The sequence below is a fragment of the Paenibacillus uliginis N3/975 genome (genome assembly GCF_900177425.1).
Taxonomy (GTDB): domain Bacteria; phylum Bacillota; class Bacilli; order Paenibacillales; family Paenibacillaceae; genus Paenibacillus_AQ; species Paenibacillus_AQ uliginis.
Map to the genome: position 1 here is coordinate 3,745,857 of NZ_LT840184.1, position 24,939 is coordinate 3,770,795.

Annotated in this window: 21 protein-coding genes and 1 other annotated feature; of the genes, 9 read left to right on the plus strand and 12 right to left on the minus strand. The window is 47.2% G+C overall.

Annotated features, from left to right (window positions below):
* Nucleotides 1–355: 355 nt before the first annotated feature.
* The 10 genes from B9N86_RS17680 to leuC form a co-directional block, all read right to left on the minus strand.
* Complete coding sequence (locus B9N86_RS17680; protein WP_244562747.1) at nucleotides 356–3,997, minus strand: dynamin family protein; 3,642 nt, start codon at nucleotides 3,995–3,997, stop codon at nucleotides 356–358.
* Between the two features lie 168 nt (nucleotides 3,998–4,165).
* The gene (locus B9N86_RS17685) at nucleotides 4,166–4,438 is read right to left on the minus strand and encodes an NAD/NADP transhydrogenase alpha subunit (RefSeq protein WP_208914468.1); all 273 of its coding nucleotides are present in this window, start codon (nucleotides 4,436–4,438) and stop codon (nucleotides 4,166–4,168) included.
* Between the two features lie 27 nt (nucleotides 4,439–4,465).
* On the minus strand, nucleotides 4,466–5,152 hold the full coding sequence (gene nth / locus B9N86_RS17690) for an endonuclease III (RefSeq protein WP_208914469.1): 687 nt from the start codon (nucleotides 5,150–5,152) through the stop codon (nucleotides 4,466–4,468).
* An 85-nt stretch (nucleotides 5,153–5,237) separates the two neighbouring features.
* Nucleotides 5,238–7,964: an S-layer homology domain-containing protein gene (locus B9N86_RS17695; RefSeq protein ID WP_208914470.1), complete on the minus strand. Its 2,727-nt coding sequence runs from the start codon at nucleotides 7,962–7,964 to the stop codon at nucleotides 5,238–5,240.
* A gap of 79 nt (nucleotides 7,965–8,043) precedes the next feature.
* Complete coding sequence (locus B9N86_RS17700) at nucleotides 8,044–8,622, minus strand: GerMN domain-containing protein (protein ID WP_208914471.1); 579 nt, start codon at nucleotides 8,620–8,622, stop codon at nucleotides 8,044–8,046.
* A gap of 30 nt (nucleotides 8,623–8,652) precedes the next feature.
* Entirely contained in the window at nucleotides 8,653–10,023 is a 1,371-nt protein-coding gene (locus B9N86_RS17705) for an N-acetylmuramoyl-L-alanine amidase family protein (RefSeq protein ID WP_208914472.1), read from the minus strand.
* Between the two features lie 212 nt (nucleotides 10,024–10,235).
* Nucleotides 10,236–10,910, minus strand: a complete 675-nt coding sequence (locus tag B9N86_RS17710) for a GerMN domain-containing protein (protein ID WP_208914473.1) — start codon at nucleotides 10,908–10,910, stop codon at nucleotides 10,236–10,238.
* 36 nt (nucleotides 10,911–10,946) lie between these two features.
* On the minus strand, nucleotides 10,947–12,398 hold the full coding sequence (locus B9N86_RS17715; protein WP_208914474.1) for an N-acetylmuramoyl-L-alanine amidase family protein: 1,452 nt from the start codon (nucleotides 12,396–12,398) through the stop codon (nucleotides 10,947–10,949).
* Between the two features lie 206 nt (nucleotides 12,399–12,604).
* Complete coding sequence (gene leuD, locus B9N86_RS17720) at nucleotides 12,605–13,207, minus strand: 3-isopropylmalate dehydratase small subunit (protein WP_208914475.1); 603 nt, start codon at nucleotides 13,205–13,207, stop codon at nucleotides 12,605–12,607.
* Between the two features lie 20 nt (nucleotides 13,208–13,227).
* Complete coding sequence (gene leuC, locus B9N86_RS17725) at nucleotides 13,228–14,652, minus strand: 3-isopropylmalate dehydratase large subunit (RefSeq protein WP_208920475.1); 1,425 nt, start codon at nucleotides 14,650–14,652, stop codon at nucleotides 13,228–13,230.
* Between the two features lie 220 nt (nucleotides 14,653–14,872).
* Here leuC and B9N86_RS17730 point away from each other — a divergent pair, with 220 nt between their 5' ends.
* Nucleotides 14,873–15,808 carry a LysR family transcriptional regulator gene (locus B9N86_RS17730; RefSeq protein WP_208914476.1) on the plus strand — a complete coding sequence of 312 codons (936 nt, stop codon included), beginning with the start codon at nucleotides 14,873–14,875 and terminating at the stop codon, nucleotides 15,806–15,808.
* An 87-nt stretch (nucleotides 15,809–15,895) separates the two neighbouring features.
* On the opposite strand, the gene B9N86_RS17735 is transcribed toward B9N86_RS17730, so the two are convergent.
* Together B9N86_RS17735 and B9N86_RS17740 are read right to left on the minus strand one after the other, a co-directional pair.
* Nucleotides 15,896–16,084, minus strand: a complete 189-nt coding sequence (locus tag B9N86_RS17735) for a hypothetical protein (RefSeq protein WP_244562748.1) — start codon at nucleotides 16,082–16,084, stop codon at nucleotides 15,896–15,898.
* A gap of 65 nt (nucleotides 16,085–16,149) precedes the next feature.
* Nucleotides 16,150–16,944 carry a carbon-nitrogen family hydrolase gene (locus tag B9N86_RS17740; RefSeq protein ID WP_208914477.1) on the minus strand — a complete coding sequence of 265 codons (795 nt, stop codon included), beginning with the start codon at nucleotides 16,942–16,944 and terminating at the stop codon, nucleotides 16,150–16,152.
* A gap of 213 nt (nucleotides 16,945–17,157) precedes the next feature.
* Between B9N86_RS17740 and B9N86_RS17745 the strand changes: the two genes are divergently transcribed.
* From B9N86_RS17745 to B9N86_RS17780, 8 genes are all read left to right on the plus strand, one after another.
* The gene (locus B9N86_RS17745; RefSeq protein ID WP_208914478.1) at nucleotides 17,158–18,351 is read left to right on the plus strand and encodes a pyridoxal phosphate-dependent aminotransferase; all 1,194 of its coding nucleotides are present in this window, start codon (nucleotides 17,158–17,160) and stop codon (nucleotides 18,349–18,351) included.
* A gap of 63 nt (nucleotides 18,352–18,414) precedes the next feature.
* Nucleotides 18,415–18,630 (plus strand) — a binding site (T-box leader).
* A gap of 60 nt (nucleotides 18,631–18,690) precedes the next feature.
* Nucleotides 18,691–19,794 carry a glutamate 5-kinase gene (gene proB, locus B9N86_RS17750; RefSeq protein WP_208914479.1) on the plus strand — a complete coding sequence of 368 codons (1,104 nt, stop codon included), beginning with the start codon at nucleotides 18,691–18,693 and terminating at the stop codon, nucleotides 19,792–19,794.
* Between the two features lie 22 nt (nucleotides 19,795–19,816).
* Entirely contained in the window at nucleotides 19,817–21,064 is a 1,248-nt protein-coding gene (locus tag B9N86_RS17755; RefSeq protein ID WP_208914480.1) for a glutamate-5-semialdehyde dehydrogenase, read from the plus strand.
* A 23-nt stretch (nucleotides 21,065–21,087) separates the two neighbouring features.
* Nucleotides 21,088–21,957, plus strand: a complete 870-nt coding sequence (proC, locus tag B9N86_RS17760) for a pyrroline-5-carboxylate reductase (protein WP_208914481.1) — start codon at nucleotides 21,088–21,090, stop codon at nucleotides 21,955–21,957.
* Nucleotides 21,954–23,174, plus strand: coding sequence for a 2,3-diketo-5-methylthiopentyl-1-phosphate enolase (locus B9N86_RS17765; RefSeq protein ID WP_208914482.1), 1,221 nt, complete (start codon nucleotides 21,954–21,956; stop codon nucleotides 23,172–23,174). The genes proC and B9N86_RS17765 overlap by 4 nt, the downstream gene beginning before the upstream one ends.
* On the plus strand, nucleotides 23,171–23,848 hold the full coding sequence (locus tag B9N86_RS17770; RefSeq protein WP_208914483.1) for a 2-hydroxy-3-keto-5-methylthiopentenyl-1-phosphate phosphatase: 678 nt from the start codon (nucleotides 23,171–23,173) through the stop codon (nucleotides 23,846–23,848). The genes B9N86_RS17765 and B9N86_RS17770 overlap by 4 nt, the downstream gene beginning before the upstream one ends.
* Complete coding sequence (locus tag B9N86_RS17775) at nucleotides 23,849–24,517, plus strand: methylthioribulose 1-phosphate dehydratase (protein ID WP_208914484.1); 669 nt, start codon at nucleotides 23,849–23,851, stop codon at nucleotides 24,515–24,517.
* Between the two features lie 105 nt (nucleotides 24,518–24,622).
* Entirely contained in the window at nucleotides 24,623–24,916 is a 294-nt protein-coding gene (locus tag B9N86_RS17780) for an SdpI family protein (RefSeq protein ID WP_208914485.1), read from the plus strand.
* Nucleotides 24,917–24,939: the final 23 nt, after the last annotated feature.

Below are 24,939 nucleotides of genomic sequence, written 5' to 3' on the forward strand. Positions count from 1 at the left end.
ACGATCAGTTATGTAGCATTTATGAAGTTTATCATCGACCTGTTAAGGCGGCAAAGAGAATAAACCGTCATAAATCAGCCAATGCGTCCTTAACTAGGCATTTAGTGCAACTTTTCATACGTTCATAATTAAATAGTCAGAAATTCTCGTTAATCCTGACGATATGGAAACGGCTTCTTTTTTACATATCAGAACACGAAAAAACAGTCATTTTTTAGTTTTTTACAGCTCGTATTTCTTACTTTTTATGTTAATAAGAGACTGGTGACCACCTTGGTTCATCACCACCATCTGCAAACCCATACATTAAAAGGGAACCCGTATAAAATCCGGATTCCCTTTTGACATTGTTTTTCTATTTGCCGACTTTTGGCAACCTCTGTTCCAACTCCAAAAGACGCTCAGAGAGCTTACGCCACATATCAGGTGATTGTCCGTCCTGCAAGGACACAACCATCGCTTTGACGGATTCCTCCAGTTGTTCCTGTAGCACATTAGAATGCATTTCAAGTGATTGCTTAATTTCCTCCGCGTAGTGGGCTACAAGAAGGATTTCACGCTGTTTGACTACGGTAGCTGCCGCGTCCTTGACTTTCGGTTCAGCCGCTTCACGTAGTTTCTGGCTTCCGTGTCCTTCGAAAAAATGTTTCGGATTCTTGAAGTGAGACCAGTAGGAAAGCCAGCCTCCTTCCACAATCAGCTCGGTCTCTTCCAACTCAGGAGTTGCCCACTCCCTGTCCTGACGCAAGGAGAGTTCCAAACCTTCTGTCAGACTGCTGATGTCATGCAGTGTGTGCCGGGCAGCTTCTTCCGCTAATACACGACCCTTTTGCTCCAGTCGCAGGGTGGTCGCCCAAATCTCTTGATCAAGCTCTACAGACAGCGTACGCTGCAGATCCCGGCCGCATGCGGCAAATGCGGATTTCAGGTTTCCGGCATCCTCCCTGAGTACAGAAGGATGAAATGCTTCTTGAAAAAATCTCCCCATCGCATAATCCAGCCGCTGACGGACATGAAAGAGCAACTCTCCACATTCCTGAGCGATTTCCCGCGACATATCTATTGATTTTAAGGCGTTGAAATATTCCAGCGCCTTTACACCTACTAATTCAAGACCTTTGATCCGGCGGCTGCGCGTAACTTCATCCTGCTCGGCAAGCTCAGCCCAGGCTTCAGCCCGCCGTCTTGCAGATGATATTTCGTCATAACCTGCCCGCAGCGATAACCCTGGCAGGTCTTCCAGTGCGAATCGGTCCAGCGATTTCTCAAACGGCATAAAACCGGATGCATGCAGCTCTTCTTCATTCTCGCTAAGCTTACCTCTTAAAGCTAACAGGCTGGACACAGGGAAAATATGTGGACTGCTAACACCGCTGGTAACCAAATTGCTGCGGACGTGGGCGACCACTTCATCCAGCTCTTCAGGGGAAGAAGCCAAGTCGGCGGCATTGACCACAAAAAACATTTTGTCTAACGAAAAGCTGTCCTTCACCCGTCCAAGCTGAGATAGAAACTGCCTATCAGCTTTAGAGAAGGCATGGTTGTAATACGTAACATATACAATCGCATCTGCATTCTTAATATAGCTGAAAGTTACCCCCGTATGACGGGCATGGAGTGAATCCGCTCCCGGTGTATCGACCAGCACGATTCCCTGCTCTGTGAGCGGACAGCTGTAATATAGATCAATACCGTCGACATAACATGATTTCGTCTCGTCAGCTACAAAGCCACGGTACTCTTTCATGCCAACGGACTCAGTCGTACCGAGTTTACCGTTCATACCATCCCACCCGGCCGCTGCAGCTTTTAAGAAACCGTAATGTGGCAGACCGGCAGGATGGACACCTTCTGGCGTCAGTCCTTCCGCCGTCTTTCTCCAGCTATCCTGATCTGGCTCCGGTAAACCGAGCACACTGAAGGAATATTTGAGGTCATCCCACCAGCTCTCTCTCGTCTTCATGCGCACAGCGGCAGTCCCGTGAGGATGCTCAGCTGTCGGAACGACAATCCGGTTCACCGCAGCTGTCGTTGGATGCGGTGACACTGGCAAAACCGATTCGCCGAGCAGCGCGTTGGCGAAAGAAGACTTACCTGCGCTGAACGCCCCGAACAGCGCCAGCGTGAACGAGCCGCCCGCGAGCGCATCCGCACGAGCGGTCAAATCCCGCGCGGGCGAGGCCAGCGCGGGATACGGCGCCAGCAGCGCGGCCGCGGCCCGCAGCTCCGCTGCCGCGGCTTCCAGCCGCTGGCGCCGGCCCCCGGCCGCGCCCTGCGGCGCGCTGCGCTGGGGCGCAGGGCCGCCGTTCCCCTGCTGCGCAGCAGGGGAACCCGCGCTGGCTGCGGCCTTCGGCAGCGCAGCCGGCTCCCTCACCTCCGGCAGGAGGCCGGGGGTGAGGGAGGTAAGCTGCGGCACGAGCTGTGCCGCAGCCAGGGCGCGATCAGCTTCCGCACGCTGCAAAGCAGCATAGCGGGCGGAAGCTGACGATTGCGCCAGCAGCTCCGCGTGCTGGCGCTCCAGCGCCTCCAGGCGGACGGCGGTGTCGTCCGCCGCCAGGGCCCGCAGCCGGTCGGCGAGCTCCGACACGGCGCGGCGGTAGCTGTCCTTGATTTCCTCGGACAGCAACTTGCAGTAATTGAGCACGTACTCACCAGAAATGACTGCCTCTGGATTGACTGTGCTGGTGATACGATCTTTGGAGAAAGTCGGAAGGAGGTCATCCACCACCCCTTCCCATTCCTTATTCCATGGTTCAAATCGTTCCACAAAGGATCTGAACAAATTTCGAGCATGCCAATCCACTTGGGCTGTTATTTGTTCTGCCAGCCGCTGGTGGAACATCTCAAGCCTTTTTGCCCGCTCCTCCTCCGTTTTCGCAGAGGCGAACAGAAATCCTTTTTTAAACCCGCGCTGGCGGCTCTCCAAAAAGGACAGCGCCAAATCCCGAATATCTGCTGGTGTCAGATTGGCATTCGCAAGCAGATGATCTCCTTCACGACGGAGCTCGGCTCTTACCTCGTCCGGAAGCTGGCTGAGCGTATTTTGTTCTTGTTCCAATTCTCTCACTCGGGCATGTAAAGCCGCGGCGACTGCTTCTCCGCCCATTTCATCCAGCAGCTGTTCTTTCTCTTCCTGATGACTCCGAACATATGCTTCTGCATGATTATCTGCTGCATGACGTGCGGAGCATGCCACACTATAATCCAGTAGCGCTTCCCGGCTGCCTAGCAGCTTGCCTATGACGGTCTTCAACTCATTCCACTGATTGTAAGGATGGTCCCACACTTTCAAAGAAACGCACATCAGTCCGCTATAACGGACCTTCCACTGGGCAAATGCCTTTTTTACATCATCTAAATAAGACGATAATGACAGTTCCTCATCGCGATGTTTGTCAATCTGATTCACGATTAAATACAACGGTTTGCCCCAATCCGACAAACTTTTCGCAAACAATAGATTACTTTCGGACTGCACATGATTGTAATCCATCACATAAAAAACAACATCCGCCATATGAAGAGCCGAATGAGTCGCCTGCCGGTGTCCGTCATCCGTGGAATCAACACCAGGTGTATCCATCAGCACTCCGTGACCGCCCAAAATTGAAATGTCATCCCATACTTCGATCGCGGAATACTCCCCGCCTTCTTTACAGTAAGCTGCTAGCTCCTCCGTACTCACATTCAGCGTTTCACCCAGACCGCCATCCGGACGATGAATGACAGCCTTGGAAGCACCATTTCGGATCGTAACCACATTAGCACTCGTCGGAACGGGGCCTGATGGAAGCACCTTTTTACCGCACAGTGCATTGATCATACTTGATTTACCCGCCGAAAAATGCCCACAAAATGCAAGTGTCAGTTCACCAGTAGCCTGTTTGCGTATTAAATCTTCAATCAGAGCCGCGGACGACTCATCATTCCATTCCACAAAACGATCTCGGACAGCCTCTAACCCGCTGGTGCTGTATCCGGTTTCATGTTCAGTCATTACCTTCAATGTCATCCTCGCTCCTGTCCATCTTTTCTATAATAAATGTCACATATTCTCAGATCATTTTATTGTAACATCACCCGGCTCGTAAAGAAATCACCATTCTGCGGAAAGAAAAAAACGGCCCCTTTCGGGACCGATCTCTTAAATGTTACGTATGGTTTATTACAAGGCTGCGCTCTCTGCTCCCGGAATCAGAATTTCAAAGACATTGCCATGCTGCAGGATGGTCAAACCTCTTGATTTATCACGCATAACAACAACCTCAGGTTTCTGGGACATCCGTTCCAAATAATGCTCTGGAGCTTCTCCCGAGTTGCTGAATGTTACGCCTTCCACTTCTTTTTCTTCGTTTTCTTCCAGTTGGCTCTCTACCACTTGCTCAAAAATATCGGAAAACAATTCAAAGTTATCCGTGTACACCGAGATGCATTTCATGTTTGATCCCATCCTCTTTCTTCTTGTCTATTTCTTGCTCGTTGCGGTCTGTTCCTTATTCTTCCTGACCTTGGACGTTTTCATACGCTTCTTCCCTTCACGACATACGTCGAGAAGCGGACATACCTGGCATTGCGGATTTTGGGCTTTGCAGTGATACCTGCCGAAGAAAATAAGCCTGTGATGAGTTAAGGTCCACTCTTCACGCGGTATTCGTTTCATCAGCTTCTTCTCCACTTCAAGTACACTGTCATCCCAGCCGACAAGGCCAAGACGCTTAGACACGCGCTCTACATGGGTGTCCACTGCAATGGCAGGTACGCCAAAAGCGTTTGAAACGACCACATTCGCGGTTTTTCGTCCGACACCTGGAAGCTTCACCAACTCATCATGGGCTTCAGGCACGTCACCACCATACTGTTCAATCAATATCCGGCACAGATTGTGGATGTGCTTCGCCTTGTTACGGTATAACCCAATCCGCCGGATATCTTGTTCCAGTTCCTCAATCGATACCGAAACATAATCCTGCGGTGTTTTATATTTTTGAAACAGATCCTTCGTCACCTTGTTAACTGTCGCATCCGAACACTGAGCCGACAACAAAACAGCAATCGTCAGTTCGAATGCATTCTCATGAAGCAATTCGCAATGAGCATCCGGAAACATGTTTTCCATCGTATCAAGTATATGCCGTACCGTAGCCGAGTTCATTTCAGGTCCCTCCCGCAAAAAAAAGTCTTGATGCGACAAAGCCCCGCATCAAGACGGTGTTTCTCGTGTATTTCCAAAGTGATAACTATTGTTTCACGATCTCTACAACGGCTCCGTTGTTGAAATACAGTACAATATTATCATTTTCTTTAAGGGATTGCACGGACAAGTTCTGATCTCCCTCGTGAACATATAAATTCGAAGCCGCTGGGAAACGATAATTTTCCGTAGTATTCTTACGTTTTACAAAAACATCACCGTTTTCATATCGCCAGAAAGAACGGCTAGTGGTATCCAGAACTTTTACAATGGTTGTTCCGTCAACATCCTTACGGATTTCTACACGATCATTGACAGTAACACTGTTCAAATTCGTCGAAGTTACGCCTCCGCGATTAATTTTCACTTTACCAGCTGTATCAATCGTCTGATTGGCACTGTTGAATTCCTTAACAGTCAGTTTGTTCCCTGCTGAATCCACATTCATAATCTGACCAAGTGTCAGTTTAACGGTCTGAACTGCTGTTGGCGTTGTACCGACAAAGCTGACATTGATCAGTGTTCCCGGACGAAGATCACTTACACGAATGCTTTGCCCGTTCTCATCTGTAAGTACTACTTTATCTGCGTAAAATTCGCTCGTAATCCCTTCGTTTTTGACCCTTATTCGGTTCAAAGTCGGCTCAGTGGATATGATCTCAAATTGGAGTGAAGATTTCATCTTTAGGCTGGACAAGCTATCCTGGCTATTGGTTAGCTGTGCAGACACCTCATCACCGATTTTAATATCGGACATGGAAGCAACCGGTTTTCCGTAGAGCTCCACTCTTGGTATGCTATAAGGAATGTTGATGTTTTGTCCACCATCCGTCTGAATCGTCAGAATTCTGGTTGCAGCGTTAATCGCTATAACTTTACCTTCGTATTTGTAGACCACTTCCAGCGATATAGCACGATTACCGATATAACTTACATCAACTTTGCGTCCTGGTTCCAAAAGTCTTTCAATGGAGGCTAATGTGACTCCGGCAGAAGAATCAAACTTGGTTTTTTCATCCAAAACAATAACTACTGGCAAACTTTTATCATCACTAACCGTCAACCAACGCTTTTTGGTATCATAAGAAACGATAGTTGCAGCGTTAATGCGCTCCGTTTGACGTCCCACCACTTGAATTTTGGAAACCTTATCTTCCCCATTGATCGTAAGCTCGATTTTATCACCTGAGGTCGCATCCGCGATAAGATCATCAAGGGTCGGCTTCGCAACTCCATTGATCATAATCTCAGGCTTTTCAACCAAAAACTTCGTTTCCAGCTGAGTGCTGTTAGTTCGTTTATACGTAATGGTTTTGCCATTGCTCTCGACGTTATAAAGCATACCTGCAACCGTATGGTCAACACTTTGACTTAACTCCAACTTCTGCAGAATGCTGTTCTTTACGGTATAAGTTACAACAGAACCTGCTTTTAACTCTGAAGGACTCATCAATTGGTTTTGATATTGAACCAAAGTTCCGTCATCCCACTTAAATGTATCGACAGTGTTATTGGACCCGTCTTTAATGGATATCGTCTTGTTAACGGTATCTACAGCTTGTATAGTTCCTGTAGCTGTTTTATTGACTAGACCGTTTTTCACACGAATCGCTACAACACGTTTTTGCGGACTGAAGGTTTCGCGCTCAACAGTCACCACACTGCCGGAAGCCATCGTACTCGGATCGATTTTGTTACCATTCTGATCCAGGAACAACGTATTGGCATCGTATGACAATTCTTCAAACGTGTTGTTGGAATCAAACCAGATCACGTTGTTTGGTGACAATCGGGCATAAATTCGTTCAACCGATTCTACTTTCTGTGTTGGATCAATAATTTCTACATAATCCGCTTTGTTGTTCTTACCGATAACCATAACTTTGGTGTACGGTTTGATATCTGAGACAGACAACCTTTTAGCCGAATCTTTTTCAAAATAGGCTGTTGATCCGTCAAGAGTAAACGTGCTTGGCTTTCCATCAATATAAATTTCAAGCTTTCCGCTGTCTACAGCTGAAACATAACCTTCATATTGATTGTCATAATTAACATCGATGTGTGCTTGCGCACGGCTTAAAAAAGTTGCCAACTGAGCACGGGTTACCGCACCCTGGGGGTCAAATTTATTACCGCTTACGCCTTGTGCCAGACCGAGATCAACGGCTACACTGACATAGCCAATCCGATCTGGAGAAATTTTGGCGTTATCCGCAAAACCCGTCGATTTGTTCATCGCGGCATTCGCATCGGACGTTCGTCCAATGGATCGTACCAATACTTCCAGAACCCATTCGCGGGTCGCTTTTTTCGCACCCCAGGTAACTTTGGTGTCCGAATAGCCGGATTCCTTTTTCTTGTCGAGCAGGTTTTGCTGAAGCGCCAATTTCACGTACGGAACTGCATAACTGCTTACGTTCATATTTGTCGGTAATGCCGTAGACGTGCCGGTGCTGTCATTCACCTGTTGATTTAAGAAACGGATCGCCATCGTAACAGCTTCCTGCTGGGTCACAGGATCGTTCGGACGGAATTTGCCGTTCTCTCCTCTAACAATTCCCTGTGCCGCCAATTGATAAATATACTTTTCTCCCCAATAACCTGATTTCACGTCACTAAAGACATTGGTTGTGGAAGCATTAACACCCACTGCCACTGCTGGCGCTTGTTCCGCTGCAACAGTGGAAGCCCCTGCTCCCATTACCATGAGTCCGGCCATGACGGCGGAGACCACTTTTTTGGAATGATATTGTTTGTTTTGTCTAGATACCATTTTGTTTCCCCTCTCATAACTGCTGTTTCCTTAACATTACTTTATTCGACAGCAGATCGTGATCTCCTTCAAACCGTCATCACCGAGTTTCAGGATTTTCTAATTCTACATGACCCATCAGGCTCTCTACCTGTTTACCGTCAACGAGCAGTTGAAGCGATTTTACTTCTTCAAATTGAAAATAAGTTTTTTTGAGAGCGTCAACGGCGAACAATTCTCCTCCAGAACCTAAACGGGCTTCATCCGGAATATGGAGATCAAGTGTCAATTTCCCGTCCTCGAATGTTGATGAGTTCAGCTCAGCCTTTTCCCATAATGAAACCATTTCAGCGCTGTCGCTCTTTTTCAACGCTTCAAATGTGGCTTCATACTTCTCGCTAGATTTCTTCAACATGATTTTTGAAGAACCTTCCTTCAGCTCCAGAAGCTCCGGATCGGTATAATATACCGTAATCGTTTCTGTTGTTTCTCCCGGCGTTTGGCTGCTGCCGCCAGCTCCGTTCGTCGATTCCGTATTATCGCCGCCCTCAGGTGAGGGCGCTACTGATGTATTTTGTTCCGATGTGTTACCAGGAGCAGCTCCTGGCTTTTGTCCGCAACCAGCCCCAAGCACCATAACTGCCGCCAACAATCCAACGGACCATATTTTCTTGTTCATGTGCCCACCTCCTGAAATCATCTGTATCCATTATTTAACTTTCAAATACTCCTTCAATCCGACTACTATAGACTCAGCTACCGCGTTTTGAAAGGTTGTGTTAAACAGCTTGCTTTCATCATTTGTGTTGCTTAGAAAGCCAACTTCGAGCAAGACAGCCGGCATGTTAGTTTCACGGATAACATGGAAATTGCCGTTTTTAACACCGCGGTCCTTGAGCCCCGTAGCTCCGATTATATGTTTGTGTAAGACATTAGCAAGCGATTTGCTAGCCTCTCTCCTGTAATAAGTCTCTGTACCTGTTGCTGCAGAAGGCCCACTGTTCGCATGAATGGATACAAAGGCATCCGCCTTCAAATCGTTAGCGATTTTAACCCGATCCTTCAATTCAAGGAAAGTATCATTACTTCGTGTCAATACGACATCGATGTTCTGCTCTTTTTCCAGCAGCTTTCCTACTTTCAAAGCAAGAGCCAGAGTAAAGTCTTTTTCTTTCTTTTGGGTTACACCGATGGCTCCCGGGTCATGAGCACCGTGTCCAGCATCGATGACTACCAGTTTTTTGCCTCCGGTACCTGGATCTGGTCCAGGTTCTGTGGAAGTATTAAGATCCACAATGAACAAGCTCGAACCGCTCTCCGTCCCCTGAAGCGTATAATTTTTCGCATAATTAAGATCAATTACAATCCGTACAGTGGAAGGATTACTGTTGTACAGCGAATATCTGACCTTCTTTACGTCTGGATAACCGGTAACTATTAGTTCTCCGTTCAAGTTAGCATTGATACTGTTGTTGCTGCTGAACGATTCGGAAAATTTCGCATTTTCAACGTCAATTACAATCCGATCAGGACTGCTCAACTTCGTGACTTTAGGCTTCACGTTGCCCGATACAGCTACCATCAGACGATTATCACTAAAGCTGATACCGTTCACGGTGGATAACTTATCATCTTCACCGCCCCCAGTTGTCGGGGTAATAAGATATACTGCTTTCTTTTGATTATCCCATTTGACGTTCAAGCCCATCTGTTCACTGACAAAACGGATGGGTACAATCGTCGTGCCGCCACGCAAAATCGGAGCCTTTGTCATCTCTGTACGCTGACCGTTAATCATCGCATATTTGTTGCCGATGACCATCTCAACCGTTTTTCCGCCTTCTTTAACGGTAACCGTTTGAGTCGACTTATTCCAACCTACAGAGTAACCTAAGTTCTCAGAAATCACGCGGATCGGTACCATAACCGTCCCGCTGATATTTTCCACTTTCACGTTTGAGGACAAGCTCAACTCATTACCGTCAAGATAGATCTTGGCGCTATATGAACTAGCATCCGCCCCCTTAGGAAAAGCCACCATGATGACAAACAGAAACAATAAAAAACCGAACTTCTTCATCCTTCACCCCTACCATCCTATTGTTTTGCCATAGATTGGCGTTTCTGCAACCCGGCTTGTCCGACATTACCTGACAAACTATAGACGCGCCCTGTTTCTGAAAGTTGCGAAAATATACCCTTTTTACCAAAAAAACTCCCATTTCTTAAAAAGAAATAGGAGTTTAGTCTTTCATAAACATGAAATTATTGATGATTCCTAATGCAAGAATATTAATTACGAGTCATAGGATTCTCCAGGTCTACATGTCCCATAAGACTTTCGACTTTCTTTCCATCAACCAACAGCTGAATCGATTTCACCTCTTCAAACTGGAAGAACGTATTTCTTAAGGCTTCAATAGCATACGATTCTCCGCCAGATCCCAGATTTGCCTCATCTGGCTTCACGATGTCCAGCGTCAAAGCTCCCTGATCAAACTTTACAGATGTCAACTTGATTGAATCACGCCATAATGGCACCAGCTGATCATCTCCGCTATTTTGTAGCCCTTCAAATGCTTTAACATATTTATTCTCTTCATCAGTATACGTAATTTCGCGAGAAGCTTTTATCAGATCCAATAGCTCCGGATCCGTATAATAGAGCTCAATCGTAGCCTTCTTCTCCTGAGAGGCAGTTTCTTTATTACCCGCCGGACTTCCTTGAGTTCCGGTATTTTGCTTCTCAGCCGGCTCTCCTTGAGTCCCACCAGTACTTTCTGTAGGCTGCTCATTCTCATTATTTTCGTTAGGTGGTTCCTCTTTATTAACCGTCTCTGGAGCTTCAACTTCCCCAGACGATTGCGTATTCGGCTCACTAGGGGCCGCTGCTGGCTTCTGACCGCATCCGGTGCTAACAGCCAGGACAAGTGCCAACAGACCTGTGACTAAATACTTCCTGTTCATTGATTGTCCCCCTCTGTAGTTTAAATCTTGTATCCATCATTGTACTTTAAGATATTCTTTAATACCATCTACGATACCTTGTGCAACACGATTTTGGAAATCTTCGTTAAACAATTGTGATTCATCGCTACTGTTGCTCAAAAATCCGATTTCTAGCAGAACAGCAGGCATTTTTGTCTCTCTAGTAACATGAAGGTTTCCTGGTTTAACTTTACGGTCTTTTAGCCCCGTCGCTTTGACGAGATGTTTATGAATGATATTGGCAAGCTCAATGCTTGTCTCCCGTGTATAATATGTTTCTGTTCCATTCGGAGTGCTGGAAGTATTGCTGTTACCGTGGATCGATACAAAAATATCGGATTTTAGGTTGTTTGCTAGCTTCGTCCGGTCGCTAAGGCTCATGGTAGAATCATCACTTCGAGTCATAACGACATCAATGCTCTTCTCATTCTTGAGGAGCGCTTCTACTTTCTTAGCAATCGAAAGATTCATCGTCTTCTCATATTTCCCGGTAACACTGAGTGCACCTGGTTGACCACCGCCGTGGCCTGCATCGATAACTACAACTTTTTTACCGCTTGAACCGATTGGAGGTGCCGGTTCCGAATCTGTCGCGTTAAGATCAACGAATATTAGGCCCGCATTTTCTGTAGAAACGGTGTAATTCTTAGCCGTTGTCAAATTAATAACGACCCGTACTGTAGATGGAGAATCGCTAAAAAGTGCATATCGGATCTGAGACACTTCCGGGTATCCCGTTACATTCAGTTCCCCACTGTTTTGGGTGTTTAGCGTATGTTCATATCCAAAGGATTCTGAAAATGCCGTATTTGGTAAATCAACGACAATACGATCTGGTCCGCTCAATTTAAATACGCTTGGCGTAACGGAGGCGCTTGTTGAGATCATCAACCGGTCCTCACTGAAGCTGATCCCATCCACCGTAGCAAGAGTCCCTGGTGTACCTGGCACGGAGGGAACGTTAGGATCGGTCGGTGTACCTGGTACCTCAGGATCCGGCTCGGATGGTGTCGCCTCCCCAGGATCGGTCATACTTTCACTCGAAGACAGGAATACAGCCTTCATCTGGTTGTCCCATTTCACGTCCATTCCCATCTGGCTGCTCACAAAACGGAGTGGCACCAGCGTGGTCTGACCATTCAACACTGGCGTTATGTTCATGCTCACTTGCGATCCGTCAATTTCTGCTGTATTGCTTCCAACGACCATCTTTACCGTTGTATTGCTGTTTTGTACCGTTACGGATTGGCTTGATTTTTCCCAATCCACCTTGAATCCTAAGTTTTCAGACACCACACGAATCGGTATTAAAATATTGTTATTTACATTGGCCACCTTAACACCGGACGTCAAATTCAACTGCTCCCCGTCCAAAAATATCTTGGCACTACCCGAGGATGCATCCCCCACCTTTGGGAACGCTAGCAAGAAGACAACTAAAAACATCAGAAAGCCTAACTTCTTCATGAATCCACCTCTATTATCCTATGTTTTCGCTAATGCAATTCAGCGTTCCGCTGCAGGCTGTTTTCGGACATATACCGACATTGTAATAAATCCGCCCAATCTAGAAGCTGTATATTACATCCATAATAACAGAAAAAACTTCCATTTCCTACACCGGAAATGGAAGTTTAATAATCTTGTAATCTTTTGTTGAAAGAATTGATAGATTAGGCGAACAAACGATCCCCATGTTTCTTCTCGTAAGCATCTATTTTGCTTTCATGCTGAAGCGTCAGACCAATATCATCCAATCCTTGAAGCAGAAACTGACGGCGATGCTCATCGAGATCGAAATCAATGCGCAGACCTTGCTCATCAGTAATGCTCTTGTTCTCCAGATCCACGGTTAACTGGTAGCCTTCCTTGGCAGTGGTGCGCTGGAACAGGTCTTCCACCTGCTCTTCAGAAAGTTTGATTGGCAGAATACCGTTTTTGAAACAGTTATTATAGAAAATATCAGCGAACGACGGTGCAATAACGACCCGAAATCCGTAATCCATAATTGCCCAAGGAGCATGTTCACGCGAAGATCCGCAGCCAAAATTAGCTCTGGAGATCAGTACGGAAGACCCCTGATAACGCGGCTGATTTAATGGGAAGCTGTCAATGACAGCTCCCTCTTCATCAAAACGCCATTCATAAAACAGAAACTGTCCGAATCCTGTCCGTTCAATACGCTTAAGAAACTGCTTTGGAATAATTGCATCCGTGTCAACGTTTACCCGATCCACAGGTCCAACGATACCGGTTAATTTAGTAAATGCTTGCATAGGTTTCTCCCCGTCCCTTCTTAGATTGCAGCTTCCTCGCTGACAAAATTCCAGTCACGCACATCGACAAACCGGCCTTTAACTGCTGCCGCAGCAGCCATGGCAGGCGATACGAGGTGAGTTCTGCCTCCTCGTCCCTGACGACCTTCAAAGTTACGGTTGGACGTAGATGCGCAGCGCTGTCCAGGTTTTAGCACATCCGGGTTCATCGCAAGACACATACTGCAGCCTGCTTCTCGCCATTCAAATCCCGCTTCGACAAAGATTTTATCCAAACCTTCCTCCTCAGCCTGGATCTTAACGCGTCCGGAGCCAGGAACCACAATTGCCGTTACTTTCTCAGACACCTTATGTCCTTTCGCTACAGCCGCTGCTGCCCGAAGATCTTCAATACGTCCGTTTGTGCAAGAGCCAATAAAGACGTAGTCGATTGGAATTTCTGAAATAGGCGTTCCAGGTACGAGAGCCATATATTCAAGTGCTTTTTCAGCAGCTTTACGTTCATTTTCTGTTGCAAAATCAGCAGGATTTGGTACAGAAGACGAAATGTTTGTGCCCATTCCCGGGCTCGTTCCCCAAGTTACCTGCGGAATCAAAGATTCCACATCAAATTCCAAAACGGTATCAAACTGAGCGCCTTCGTCAGTTACAAGATCTTTCCATGCTTCCACTCTGCTGTCAAAGTCCTCTCCCTGCGGCACATGCTGACGTCCACGGAGATAATCAAAAGTCGTCTCGTCCGGTGCGATCATACCCGCTCGAGCACCGCCCTCGATGGACATGTTACATACCGTCATACGTTCTTCCATCGTTAATTCACGGATTGCTTCACCTGTATACTCAATTACATATCCTGTAGCGAAATCTGTACCATACTTAGCAATAACACCAAGAATCATGTCTTTCGCCGTGACACCAGGATTGCGCTTACCTACAAAGCGAACTTCCATCGTCTTCGCCTTGGCCTGCTGCAAACATTGTGTAGCCATGACGTGCTCAACCTCACTGGTACCAATACCGAATGCGAGAGCGCCAAACGCGCCGTGTGTAGAGGTATGGCTATCACCGCACACAATCGTTTTACCAGGATGCGTCAAGCCGAGTTCAGGACCCATTACGTGAACTACACCTTGATCAATCGTATCCAGATCATACAGCGTCACACCAAAATCACGGCAATTCTGTGTCAGTGTATCAATCTGCTGTTTGGAGATTGGATCAGTAATGTTGTAACGGTCTTTCGTCGGAACGTTATGGTCCATCGTCGCAAACGTCAACTCAGGACGACGCACCTTGCGTCCACTAAGACGAAGCCCTTCAAAAGCCTGCGGCGAGGTCACTTCGTGAACCAAATGCAGGTCGATATACAATATACCGGGCTTACCCTCTTCCTGATGAATGACGTGGTTATCCCAAATTTTTTCGAACATCGTCTTTTTACTCATCATAATCACCCCATTAATTCATTCGGTCAAAGTGAAAAGAAAGATATTACCTTCCCTTTCGATTGATAGTACTATATCATCTCCCGCTTCATTGTTCCAAGATATAAAATCTATAAAAGCAATAGGTATCAACTATAAGTGCTTAATCTTTCAAAAAAGGGAGATAACCTATATAATATAGTAACAATAATAGGTAACGCCTATAAACGGAGTGATACGAATGGAATTAAGACAGCTACAATATACTTTACAGATCGCCGCCGATAAAAACTTTTCAAGGGCCGCCGAGAAGCTGCACATTGCCCAGCCTTCACTCAGCCAGCAATTATCCAAGCTGGAAAAGGAGCTCGGTGTCCTGCTGTTTCAGCGCAATACAAGCACGGTCGAGCTTACCCATGCAGGTGCAAGCTTTGTGGAGCACGCACAAAAAATAATGGATGCCGTTGAGCAACTCCGTCAGGAGATGTCCGATATTTCACAGCTCCGTAAAGGTAAAGTCGTTGTTGGCAGTATGCCGATTACTGGTTCTCACTTGCTGCCCAGGGTGCTTCCGGCATTTAAAGAATCATATCCTGATATTGAGATTACATTAATGGAAGATTCCTCTTTAAATTTGGAGAAGTTAACGGCCAGCGGTAAAGCCGATCTCAGTCTGTTGTCCCTTCCGCTTGTCGAACCATCTCTTTCCTGGGTTCCCTTAGGTGAGGAGAGGATCGATTTGGCTGTGCCTCCACAGCACCACCTCGCACTTCGTGCACAAAACCATCCCGCTGAACCGATTTCCCTACAGGAACTGAGAGATGAGGCATTTATCGTTCTGAAAAAAGGTCAGGGATTTCGTAAGCTTACCTTCGACCTGTGCCGGGAAGCCGGTTTTGAGCCAAACGTCGTTTTTGAGAGTAGCAACATCGAGACGATCCAATCTCTTGTAGCAACAGGCATGGGTGTTACTCTCGTTCCGCACTTTATCGCGCGGGCAAAGCGAAGCGAGTTTATTCCTGTGTTTTTGCCCCTTGCGGAGCCGGTTCCGAGCCGTACTTTGGTTGTTGCCTACCGCAACGGACGTTATTTGTCCAAAGCCGCTGAAGCCTTCATCCAAACCTTCAAAGAGGTTATGGATGTGCTTGCATCTGAAGGAATAAAAGACAAACTGTAACGTGAGCCGATAATAACCATGCTTAAACATAGTAAAGAGGCTGACCCCGCACATCCCATGCGGAGCAGCCTCTTTTTCGTACACCTATTATTTACGTAAATTATGCTGATCGATCAACCGATTCTGCTGATCCGAATTATAGGATGTATCCTGATTCACAGCATCAAACCTGTTGTTCTCACCCGTAACACCCTCTACAAAATTACGAAACTGATCTTTTTGCTCTTTCAAATCTTCTTGATTATTGATGTCGTTTCCGTTCTTATTTGCCATCATATCAACCTCCTTTAAGGGATTACCAGTAGTATACCCGCTCATCAGGAGATGAAACCGAAATTATATCATTTATATATGTACAAATTAGGTCTCCGATCTTCAAAGACAGGAATCCGCTGCCGTACGTTGTCTGTAAGTGAGCTATCCAGGTTTCCAGTAATAATAGCTTCTTCCTCCCCTCCTTCGGCAACAATCTCTCCCCAAGGATCGATGATCATCGAATGACCGAAAAAGGACGTATCTCCACTTACGCCTACACGATTGCACGCGACCACATACATCTGGTTTTCAATAGCTCTGGCCGTCAAAAGGGTTCTCCAATGATTTAAACGTGGGTGCGGCCACTCCGCTGGGACGAACAGCACCTTGGCACCAGCCAAAGCAAGACCTCGGGCAAGCTCTGGAAAACGGATATCATAACAAATGGAAGCTCCCGCTTTAAGTCCCTCTTCCAGCTCAAACGTTACGGCTTGATCCCCTGCATGGAGATGCTTCTCTTCATCCATCAGACGGAACAGATGCATTTTGGAGTAACTCGCAACTTGGTTCCCTTGCCGGTTGAATATGTACATCGTGTTATAAATACGTTCACCGATTTTTTCAGCAACTGAACCGCCGACAATCTGAACCTGATGTTCACGGGCAAAAGCGCTCAGACTATCCTTCGTTTCACGGCCGTCCTGATCGGCAAGCTCATGAATCCGATCAAGAGCATAACCCGTATTCCACATTTCCGGAAGAACGATAATATCAGGTTTCGGGTTAGCGCCCACCGCTTTTTCCATCAGATCAAAGATCCGTTTCCGGTTACCTGCGGGATCACCCAATTCTATATAAGACTGAATAAGAGCAATATTCATAATGACTTTTCCCCTTTCAGATGCGTGTTATACTGCTGCCTTCATTGTGATTTGTAGTCATCATAGCCTCGGGAGCTATCAATTTCAATACCAATAGCCGAAATCCCTCTATACAGCCCGGATAAATCATGTTAAATTATTTCTAAATTCTAACGGATTATTATTCATGAACACATCCCGCACATATACATTCAGAACCGGAGTGATCTAACCATGGCCAAGACGAAAGAGCCTTTTCAAATACAACCTGCTTCAATTATGTCCAAGCTGCCGACACAATTTTTCGCTACACTTGTATCCAACGTCAACCGGCAGGTCGCACTAGGCCACGATGTTATTAATTTAGGCCAAGGCAACCCCGATCTGCCGACACCTTCTCATATCGTCAACAAGTTGAAGGAATCCGCTGAGAATCCGCTGTATCATAAATATTCTCCGTTCACCGGCTATTCTTTTTTGAAAGAAGCCATAGCCAAACGGTATAAAGAAGAATATAACGTAGACCTGGACCCGGAAAGTGAAGTCGCGATCTTGTTCGGCGGGAAGACCGGTCTTGTTCAGCTTCCTCAAATATTACTTAACCCCGATGATCTATGTCTCGTTCCGGACCCGGGATATCCGGATTATTGGTCAGGCGTCGCATTGGCCCAAGCCAAAATGAGCTTCATGCCGCTTACCGCAGAGAATAACTTTTTGCCTGATTACAACTCAATATCCCCGTCCGACAGGGAGAAAGCGAAGCTGATGTTCCTAAACTATCCGAACAACCCTACTTCGGCAACAGCCCCACTCTCTTTCTATGAAGAAACCGTTCAATTCGCGGCTGAGCATGGAATTGTAGTAGCAAGCGACTTCGCCTATGGTGCAATCGGCTTTGATGGCGAGCGGCCGATCAGCTTCCTCCAAACGCCCGGCGCGAAGGAAGTTGGTCTTGAGTTCTACACCTTGTCCAAGACGTATAATATGGCTGGGTGGCGTGTCGGGTTTGCGCTCGGAAACGCAAAGCTGATATCCCTGATTAACCAGCTGCAGGACCATATTTACGTAAGTCTCTTTGGCGGAATTCAAGCTGCGGCAGCGGAAGCGCTAACGGCGCCTCAAAATTGTGTGGATGATCTAGTTCGTCAATACCAGTCGCGGCGGGACGCATTTTTTGATGCTCTTTCAGACATCGGTTGGAACGCGGAGAAACCTGCGGGCTCCTTTTTCAGCTGGCTTTCCGTACCTGAAGGATTCACTTCCGTTTCTTTCTCCAATCTGTTGCTGGAAAAAGCGCATGTCGCGGTTGCTCCCGGAATCGGGTTCGGTACGTATGGAGAAGGTTACGTTCGGATTGGACTCTTGAGCAGCGAAGATCGCTTACGTGAAGCTGCAGAACGAATCGGAAAGCTAGGATTGTTCCGGTAGGGTTTTTCTTTGAAATCAATGGATGCTTGTGGTATTCTTGCAAGTAGTATAAGAACACGATAAATAAACGTGATGACGGGACCAGTAAGAAAGACATTGACGCGATAAGAGAGCAAATTCCGTAGGCTGTGAGAATTTGCCGTGGCATCTTTCCGAATCCTACCCCCGAGCGGCTTGCCCTAACAGGCTGGACAGTGCCTTCTGTTACAAGGCTCAAGCCGGATGAGAATTTTTCATCAATAAAGGTGGTACCGCGGAAGTGAAACTTTCGTCCTTTACATTAAAGGATGAAAGTTTTTTTATTTAAATATATGACTTTTAACAGAGGAAGTGATAGCGATGCCGTCACGCATCGTCGTAAAAATCGGAAGCAGCTCATTAACGAGTGACGAGGGTGGTTTAAATCTGGAAGCCATCAACTTTTTTGCCGGGGAGCTAGCCGCCCTACGCGAAGCAGGGCACGAAGTACTGCTCGTGACTTCTGGAGCGGTTGCCGCAGGTTTCCGCAAGATCGGTTATCCGATCCGCCCGCGGCTGCTGCATGAGAAGCAAGCCGCTGCCGCTGTCGGCCAGTCCCTGCTTATGCGTTCATATCAGAATGCTTTTGGAGCCCGAGGGTTGATCGCAGCACAAATCTTATTGACGCGGACCGATTTTGCCAACCGCAAACGGATGAATAATGCCAGCATGACGATCGATGAACTGCTGAAGCAAGGTGTCATTCCCGTGATCAATGAGAACGACACCGTTTCAATTGACGAACTCAAGTTCGGCGACAACGATACGCTGTCTGCCCTTGTTGCGAATCTGGTCCGGGCGCGTCAGTTGATTATTTTGACCGACATGGATGGGCTGTACACAGCAGACCCGCGTAAGTCACCTGAAGCCGTGCGTTTTGAAGAGGTAGAGGAAATTACAGATGAGATATACGCTCTCGCTGGTGGTGCTGGATCAAGTGTGGGGACAGGGGGCATGAGATCCAAGATTGATGCAGCCAAAATCGCCACACGAGGCGGAGTTCCTGTCTTTATCGGTAAAGCAAACGAAGCCGGAGATTTGATGACCGCATTGGAAGGCAAAGGTAAGGGCACGTATTTTGCCACCCACCTCTCCTCCCTGCCGATGAAGAAGCAATGGCTCGGATTTATGTCTTCTCCGATAGGACGGATTGTCGTGGACGACGGTGCACAAGAGGCGCTGCTCCATGGCGGCCACAGTCTGCTGCCCGTTGGCGTCAAGCGTGTGGAAGGCAGCTTCCATGCCGGAGACGTTGTTGAAGTCATTAACAGCAGCAATGAAAGGCTTGGAAGAGGAATCGTCAATTATGACGAAGATCAGCTGCAGACCATTCTCGGTCTGCCAAGCGGAGACGTTATTTCCGCAATCGGTGAGGTACACCGGCTTGAGGTTATTCACCGCGATGAATGGATTACGTTAAAATAAAATATTGAAGGAGGAAGAAACCATGAGTGAAGTAAGAAGTAAAGCAGGACTTGCCAAAAGTGTGTCCTCCATACTGAATAAACTGAACACAACCCAGAAAAACGAGGCTTTGTTAGCTATGGCTGATGCGCTTGTCAGCCGATCGGCGGATATCATTGAAGCCAACGCTGAAGATCTCCGCCGCGGTAAAGAGCAAGGAACTTCCCCTTCCCTGCTGGACCGTTTGGCCTTGAATGAATCCCGGATTGAGGACATTGCTGAAGGGCTGCGTCAAATCGTTCAGCTACCAGACCCGGTCGGAGATACACTTGAAGTCATTGAACGCCCGAACGGACTAAACATTACCAAAATTCGCGTCCCGCTCGGTGTAATTGGTATCATATATGAAGCACGTCCCAACGTAACCGTTGATGCGGCTGGCTTGTGCCTCAAAACCGGTAATGCCGTTGTTCTGCGCGGCGGTTCCTCCGCCCTCTCCTCCAACCGCAAAATCGTTGAGGTGCTTCACGAAGCTATGACACATACCGCTCTTCCCAAAGATGCATTGCAGCTCATCGAGGATCCGAACCGATCTTCCGTTGACGAGATGCTGAAATTGAATGGACTGCTCGATGTCATTATCCCTCGCGGTGGCAGCTCGCTTATTCAAAATGTCGTCATGAATGCGACTGTGCCAGTAATTGAAACAGGAGCAGGCATCTGTCATACGTTTATAGATGCATCCGCTGATCCTGCTATGGCAGAAGCCATCTGTATCAACGCCAAAGTACAGCGTCCTTCCGTATGCAATTCGATGGAAACGTTGCTTCTTCATAAAAATTTTGCCGAGTCACATTTGGAAGAGCTCGCGGTGAAGTTCCAGAAATCTGGTGTGGAGCTTAGAGGCTGTGAGGAAACTAAAAAGCTAGTTTCATGGGTGATTCAAGCTTCGTCAGCGGATTATGCAACGGAGTACAATGATTATATACTTAACGTCAAGGTTGTAAACAATCTGGACGATGCCATGGATCATATTGCTGCCTATGGGACGAAGCATTCGGAATGTATCGTTACCGAGTCACAGGACAATGCTGAACGCTTTTTGCAGGGAGTGGATGCTGCAGCCGTGTATCACAATGCCTCAACCCGTTTTACTGACGGTTTCGAATTCGGTTTCGGAGCTGAAATCGGTATCAGTACGCAAAAGCTCCACGCCCGCGGTCCTATGGGGCTCCCATCTCTCACGTCCACCAAATATGTCATTCATGGCAATGGTCAAATCCGACAATAAAATCCAAGAAGGAGGAACAACTTATGTGTCAATCTCCCCAGAATCGGCCTTTGATTGAAAAGGCAATCACCTTCTACGGTGCAGGATCCATGGCTGAAGCCATTGTGCGCGGTCTCGCGAGCCGTTCAGTTATGCGTCCAGAGGACATTACTATGCTGAATCGAAGCAACTCTTTACGCTTGCAGGAGCTGCAGGATCGATATGGTGTGAAAGTCAGCAATGATGCTCAGGAGAAATTGGAAATACTGAAATCTTCCCCAGTTATCGTGCTTGCTATGAAACCCAAAGACGCTGCTAAGGCTTTGAAAGAACTCGGACCGATTCTGTCCGACGACCAACTGCTCGTCTCCGTCATTGCAGGACTATCCATCCAGACCACTCAAAATCTTCTTGGCAAAAAGCAGCCAATCGCACGTACCATGCCGAACACCTCCAGTTCTATTGGAATGGGTTCTACCGGTATTTCCTTCTCCAAGGAAATCGATGATCATACACGGCAGCTTGTATTGACCTTATTCGAAGCAGTCGGAGATGTCACTGTTATTGAAGAGGAGAAGATGGATATTCTGACCGGCATTTCCGGAAGCGGTCCGGCATACTTCTACTATCTGATGGAAGCGATGACTGCCGCCGGCATCCGGGGTGGGCTCACAGCCGATCAGAGCAGAGAGCTTACGCTGCAGACCATTATGGGTGCTGCCCGTATGGTGCAGGTTACCGGAGAACATCCTTCTGCATTGCGGGCCAAGATAACATCGCCGAACGGATCAACGCAAGCAGCCCTTGAAAGACTTGATCAAGGTGATTTTTTTGAAACAGTCATCTCTGCTGTAAACCGTTGTGCCGAACGCTCCCGTGAAATGGGTGCTGTGCTGAAAGGACAAATCTCATGAGCCAGTGTATAGCGACATACCGTATCCATGACGACCATGCCGATTTCCGCAAAAAAGCTGAGTCGATTGCCGTCGGTATGACCGTCGGCAGCTGGACGGAGCTACCGCAAGCCAAACGGGAGTCTCTGAAAAAACATCTGGGCGAAGTTTATGCTGTTGAGATTCATGAATCTCAAGATGGCCAGCCTGGAGGCAGATATGCTGATATCCGGATCGCTTACCCTGACATCAACTTTAGCCGAGATATCCCTGCTCTCTTAGTAACGGTGTTCGGCAAAATATCGATGGATGGGCGAATTAAGCTCATGTCGCTTAATCTGTCCGACGATTTTCTTACTGGTTTCCCGGGTCCAAAGTTCGGCATTGAGGGTGTCCGTCAACAGCTCGGTGTATTTGACCGCCCACTTCTTATGAGCATTTTCAAATCCGTCATCGGATTAAATGCGGACGAGCTGAGAGAACAGTTTATTCGCCAGGCGCGCGGAGGCGTAGACCTGATCAAGGACGATGAAATTTTGTTTGAAAATGAACTCACGCCGATTGCCACCCGCGTGAAACTGTGCATGCAGGCTGCAGCCGAAACGGAACTGGAGACTGGCAAGAAACTTCTGTATGCAGCCAATCTGACCGGACGCACTTCCGGCCTTCGGGAGCAGGCACTGCGGGCGATTGACGCAGGTGCGAATGCACTGCTCTTCAATGTGCTCTCCTATGGTTACGATGTCCTTCAGGAGCTCAGCTCAGATCCGGAGATCAGTGTACCGATCGCCGCTCACCCCGCACTGGCTGGTGCTCTTTATCCATCACCACACTACGGAATAGCTGCGCCAGTATTGCTTGGCCAATTGATGCGTCTCGCGGGAGCAGATTTGGTACTCTTCCCATCCCCTTACGGATCTGTCACGATGCCCCGTGATGAGAACCTCGCAATCCGGGATGAGCTGCACAAGGCGGATATGGGAGTCAAGCGCAGTATGCCGGTCCCATCTGCCGGAATTCACCCTGGTCTTGTTCCCAAGATCATCCGTGACTTCGGTTTGGATGTGGTGGTCAACGCTGGTGGAGGTATCCACGGTCATCCGATGGGGACTGAGGCGGGTGGCCGCGCTTTTGTACAAGCTATTCAAGCGGCTATAGACCGGACACCGCTTACCGATTATGCTGCGGCACATCCAGAATTGAAAGCTGCACTTGAACTATGGGGAGGAGAAGCATGACATCAGGAAGAAAACCGATCATTTTTTGCGATTTTGACGGAACGATAACGGCCAATGACAATATCGTTGCGATCATGAAGCATTTTAAGCCTGAGGGCTACAAGGCAGTCATGGAAGCCGTACTGGACCGGAGCATTTCCATCCGGGAAGGCGTTGGCCGCATGTTCGCTCTGTTCCCATCCTCCAGAAAAGCTGAACTTATCTCATACGTACTGGATCAAGCAATCATTCGAGAAGGGTTTAGCGAATTTCTAGACTACCTGAAATCAGAGAACATTCCGTTTTATGTTACCAGCGGCGGCATCGATTTTTTTGTTGATCCACTGCTTGAGCCATTCAGTATTCCAGAGGAGAATGTCTATTGCAATGGTGCTGATTTTGAAAGTGAGCATATCGAGATAACATGGCCTCATCCTTGTCAGGAACCGTGTGTCAATAACTGTGGTATGTGCAAGGTGACCGTGATGAACGACTTCCCTGCCGAGACTTACACCCGAGTTTTGATCGGGGACAGCATTACAGACTTTGAAGGGGCAAAACAGGCTGACCTTGTCTACTCCAGATCAACCCTTACAGAGCGGTGTAAGAAGCTTGGTGTGAAACACGTTCCTTTTGAAACTTTTACCGAAATCATTGAGGACATGAAACTTAAAAGACGCCAGGGGGTGCTGTAAATGAACTTTTCAGAAATTAAATTGGAGCAAAAACAAGCAGCGCTAAGCGAGCTTCGTGACGTCAAAGAGCTGTTCGCGTCTCGCGGCTGGTTCCCTGGCACAAGCGGCAATCTTTCCGTTCGGGTTGGGGAATACCTACCCGAGCAGTTCCATTTTGCTGTAACAGCCAGCGGCAAGGACAAATCTGTCCATACACCGGAAGATTACCTGTTCGTTGATCAAGACGGACGTCCTTGTGAAACAACCGGTCTGAAACCAAGTGCCGAGACGCTCATTCACTGTGAGATCTATCGTAAAACCGGATGCGGAGCTATTTTCCATGTACATACGATCGATAATAACTTGATCAGCGATTGGTATGGTGAGCAGGGTTACGTCCCCGCTAAAGGCATCGAATTGATTAAAGCTTTTAACATTTGGGAAGAGGATGCTGTGATTCAAATTCCGATTCTTCCAAATTATGCGGATATCCCGAAAATCGCAGAGCTTGTTCCCGAAGCACTTGATCCTGCCATTCCTGGTATCCTACTGCGGAATCACGGCATTTATGCGTGGGGACAAAATGCGTTCGAAGCCAAACGCCATCTGGAAGCCTTTGAATTTATTTTTGAATACACATATCGTCGTCTGCTTCTGAATGGGGCTCAAGCTACATCTTCAACATTGTAGTAACCATTGTACCTATAGAACCAGAACATTCAGGGCTGTCAATGTTTGAAGCTTGTCTTCAAGATTGACACCTTGTCTTTTGGTTGAAGAGAGGGTTTTGAAATTATGCTTTTAAGTCTATCCTTGGGCGCTATTTTATTTATTACAGGCGCTGTGTTGTTTATATTTCCACCTAAAAAGATTAACGGATTTTACGGCTACCGGACCTACTCCTCTATGAAAAATGAATGGAGTTGGAAAACTGCGAACCGATTCTGCAGTCAACTGATGATGATATTTGGCATCATTCTACTGAGCATTGCTGCAATAACTGGTCATTTTGCGACAACTGCCGTTAGTACGATCATTTCCTTCGTATTGATCAATATTTTGATCGAAAATAAATTAAAAAAAATGTAAAGCGGGCTCAACTGCCTCGTTTT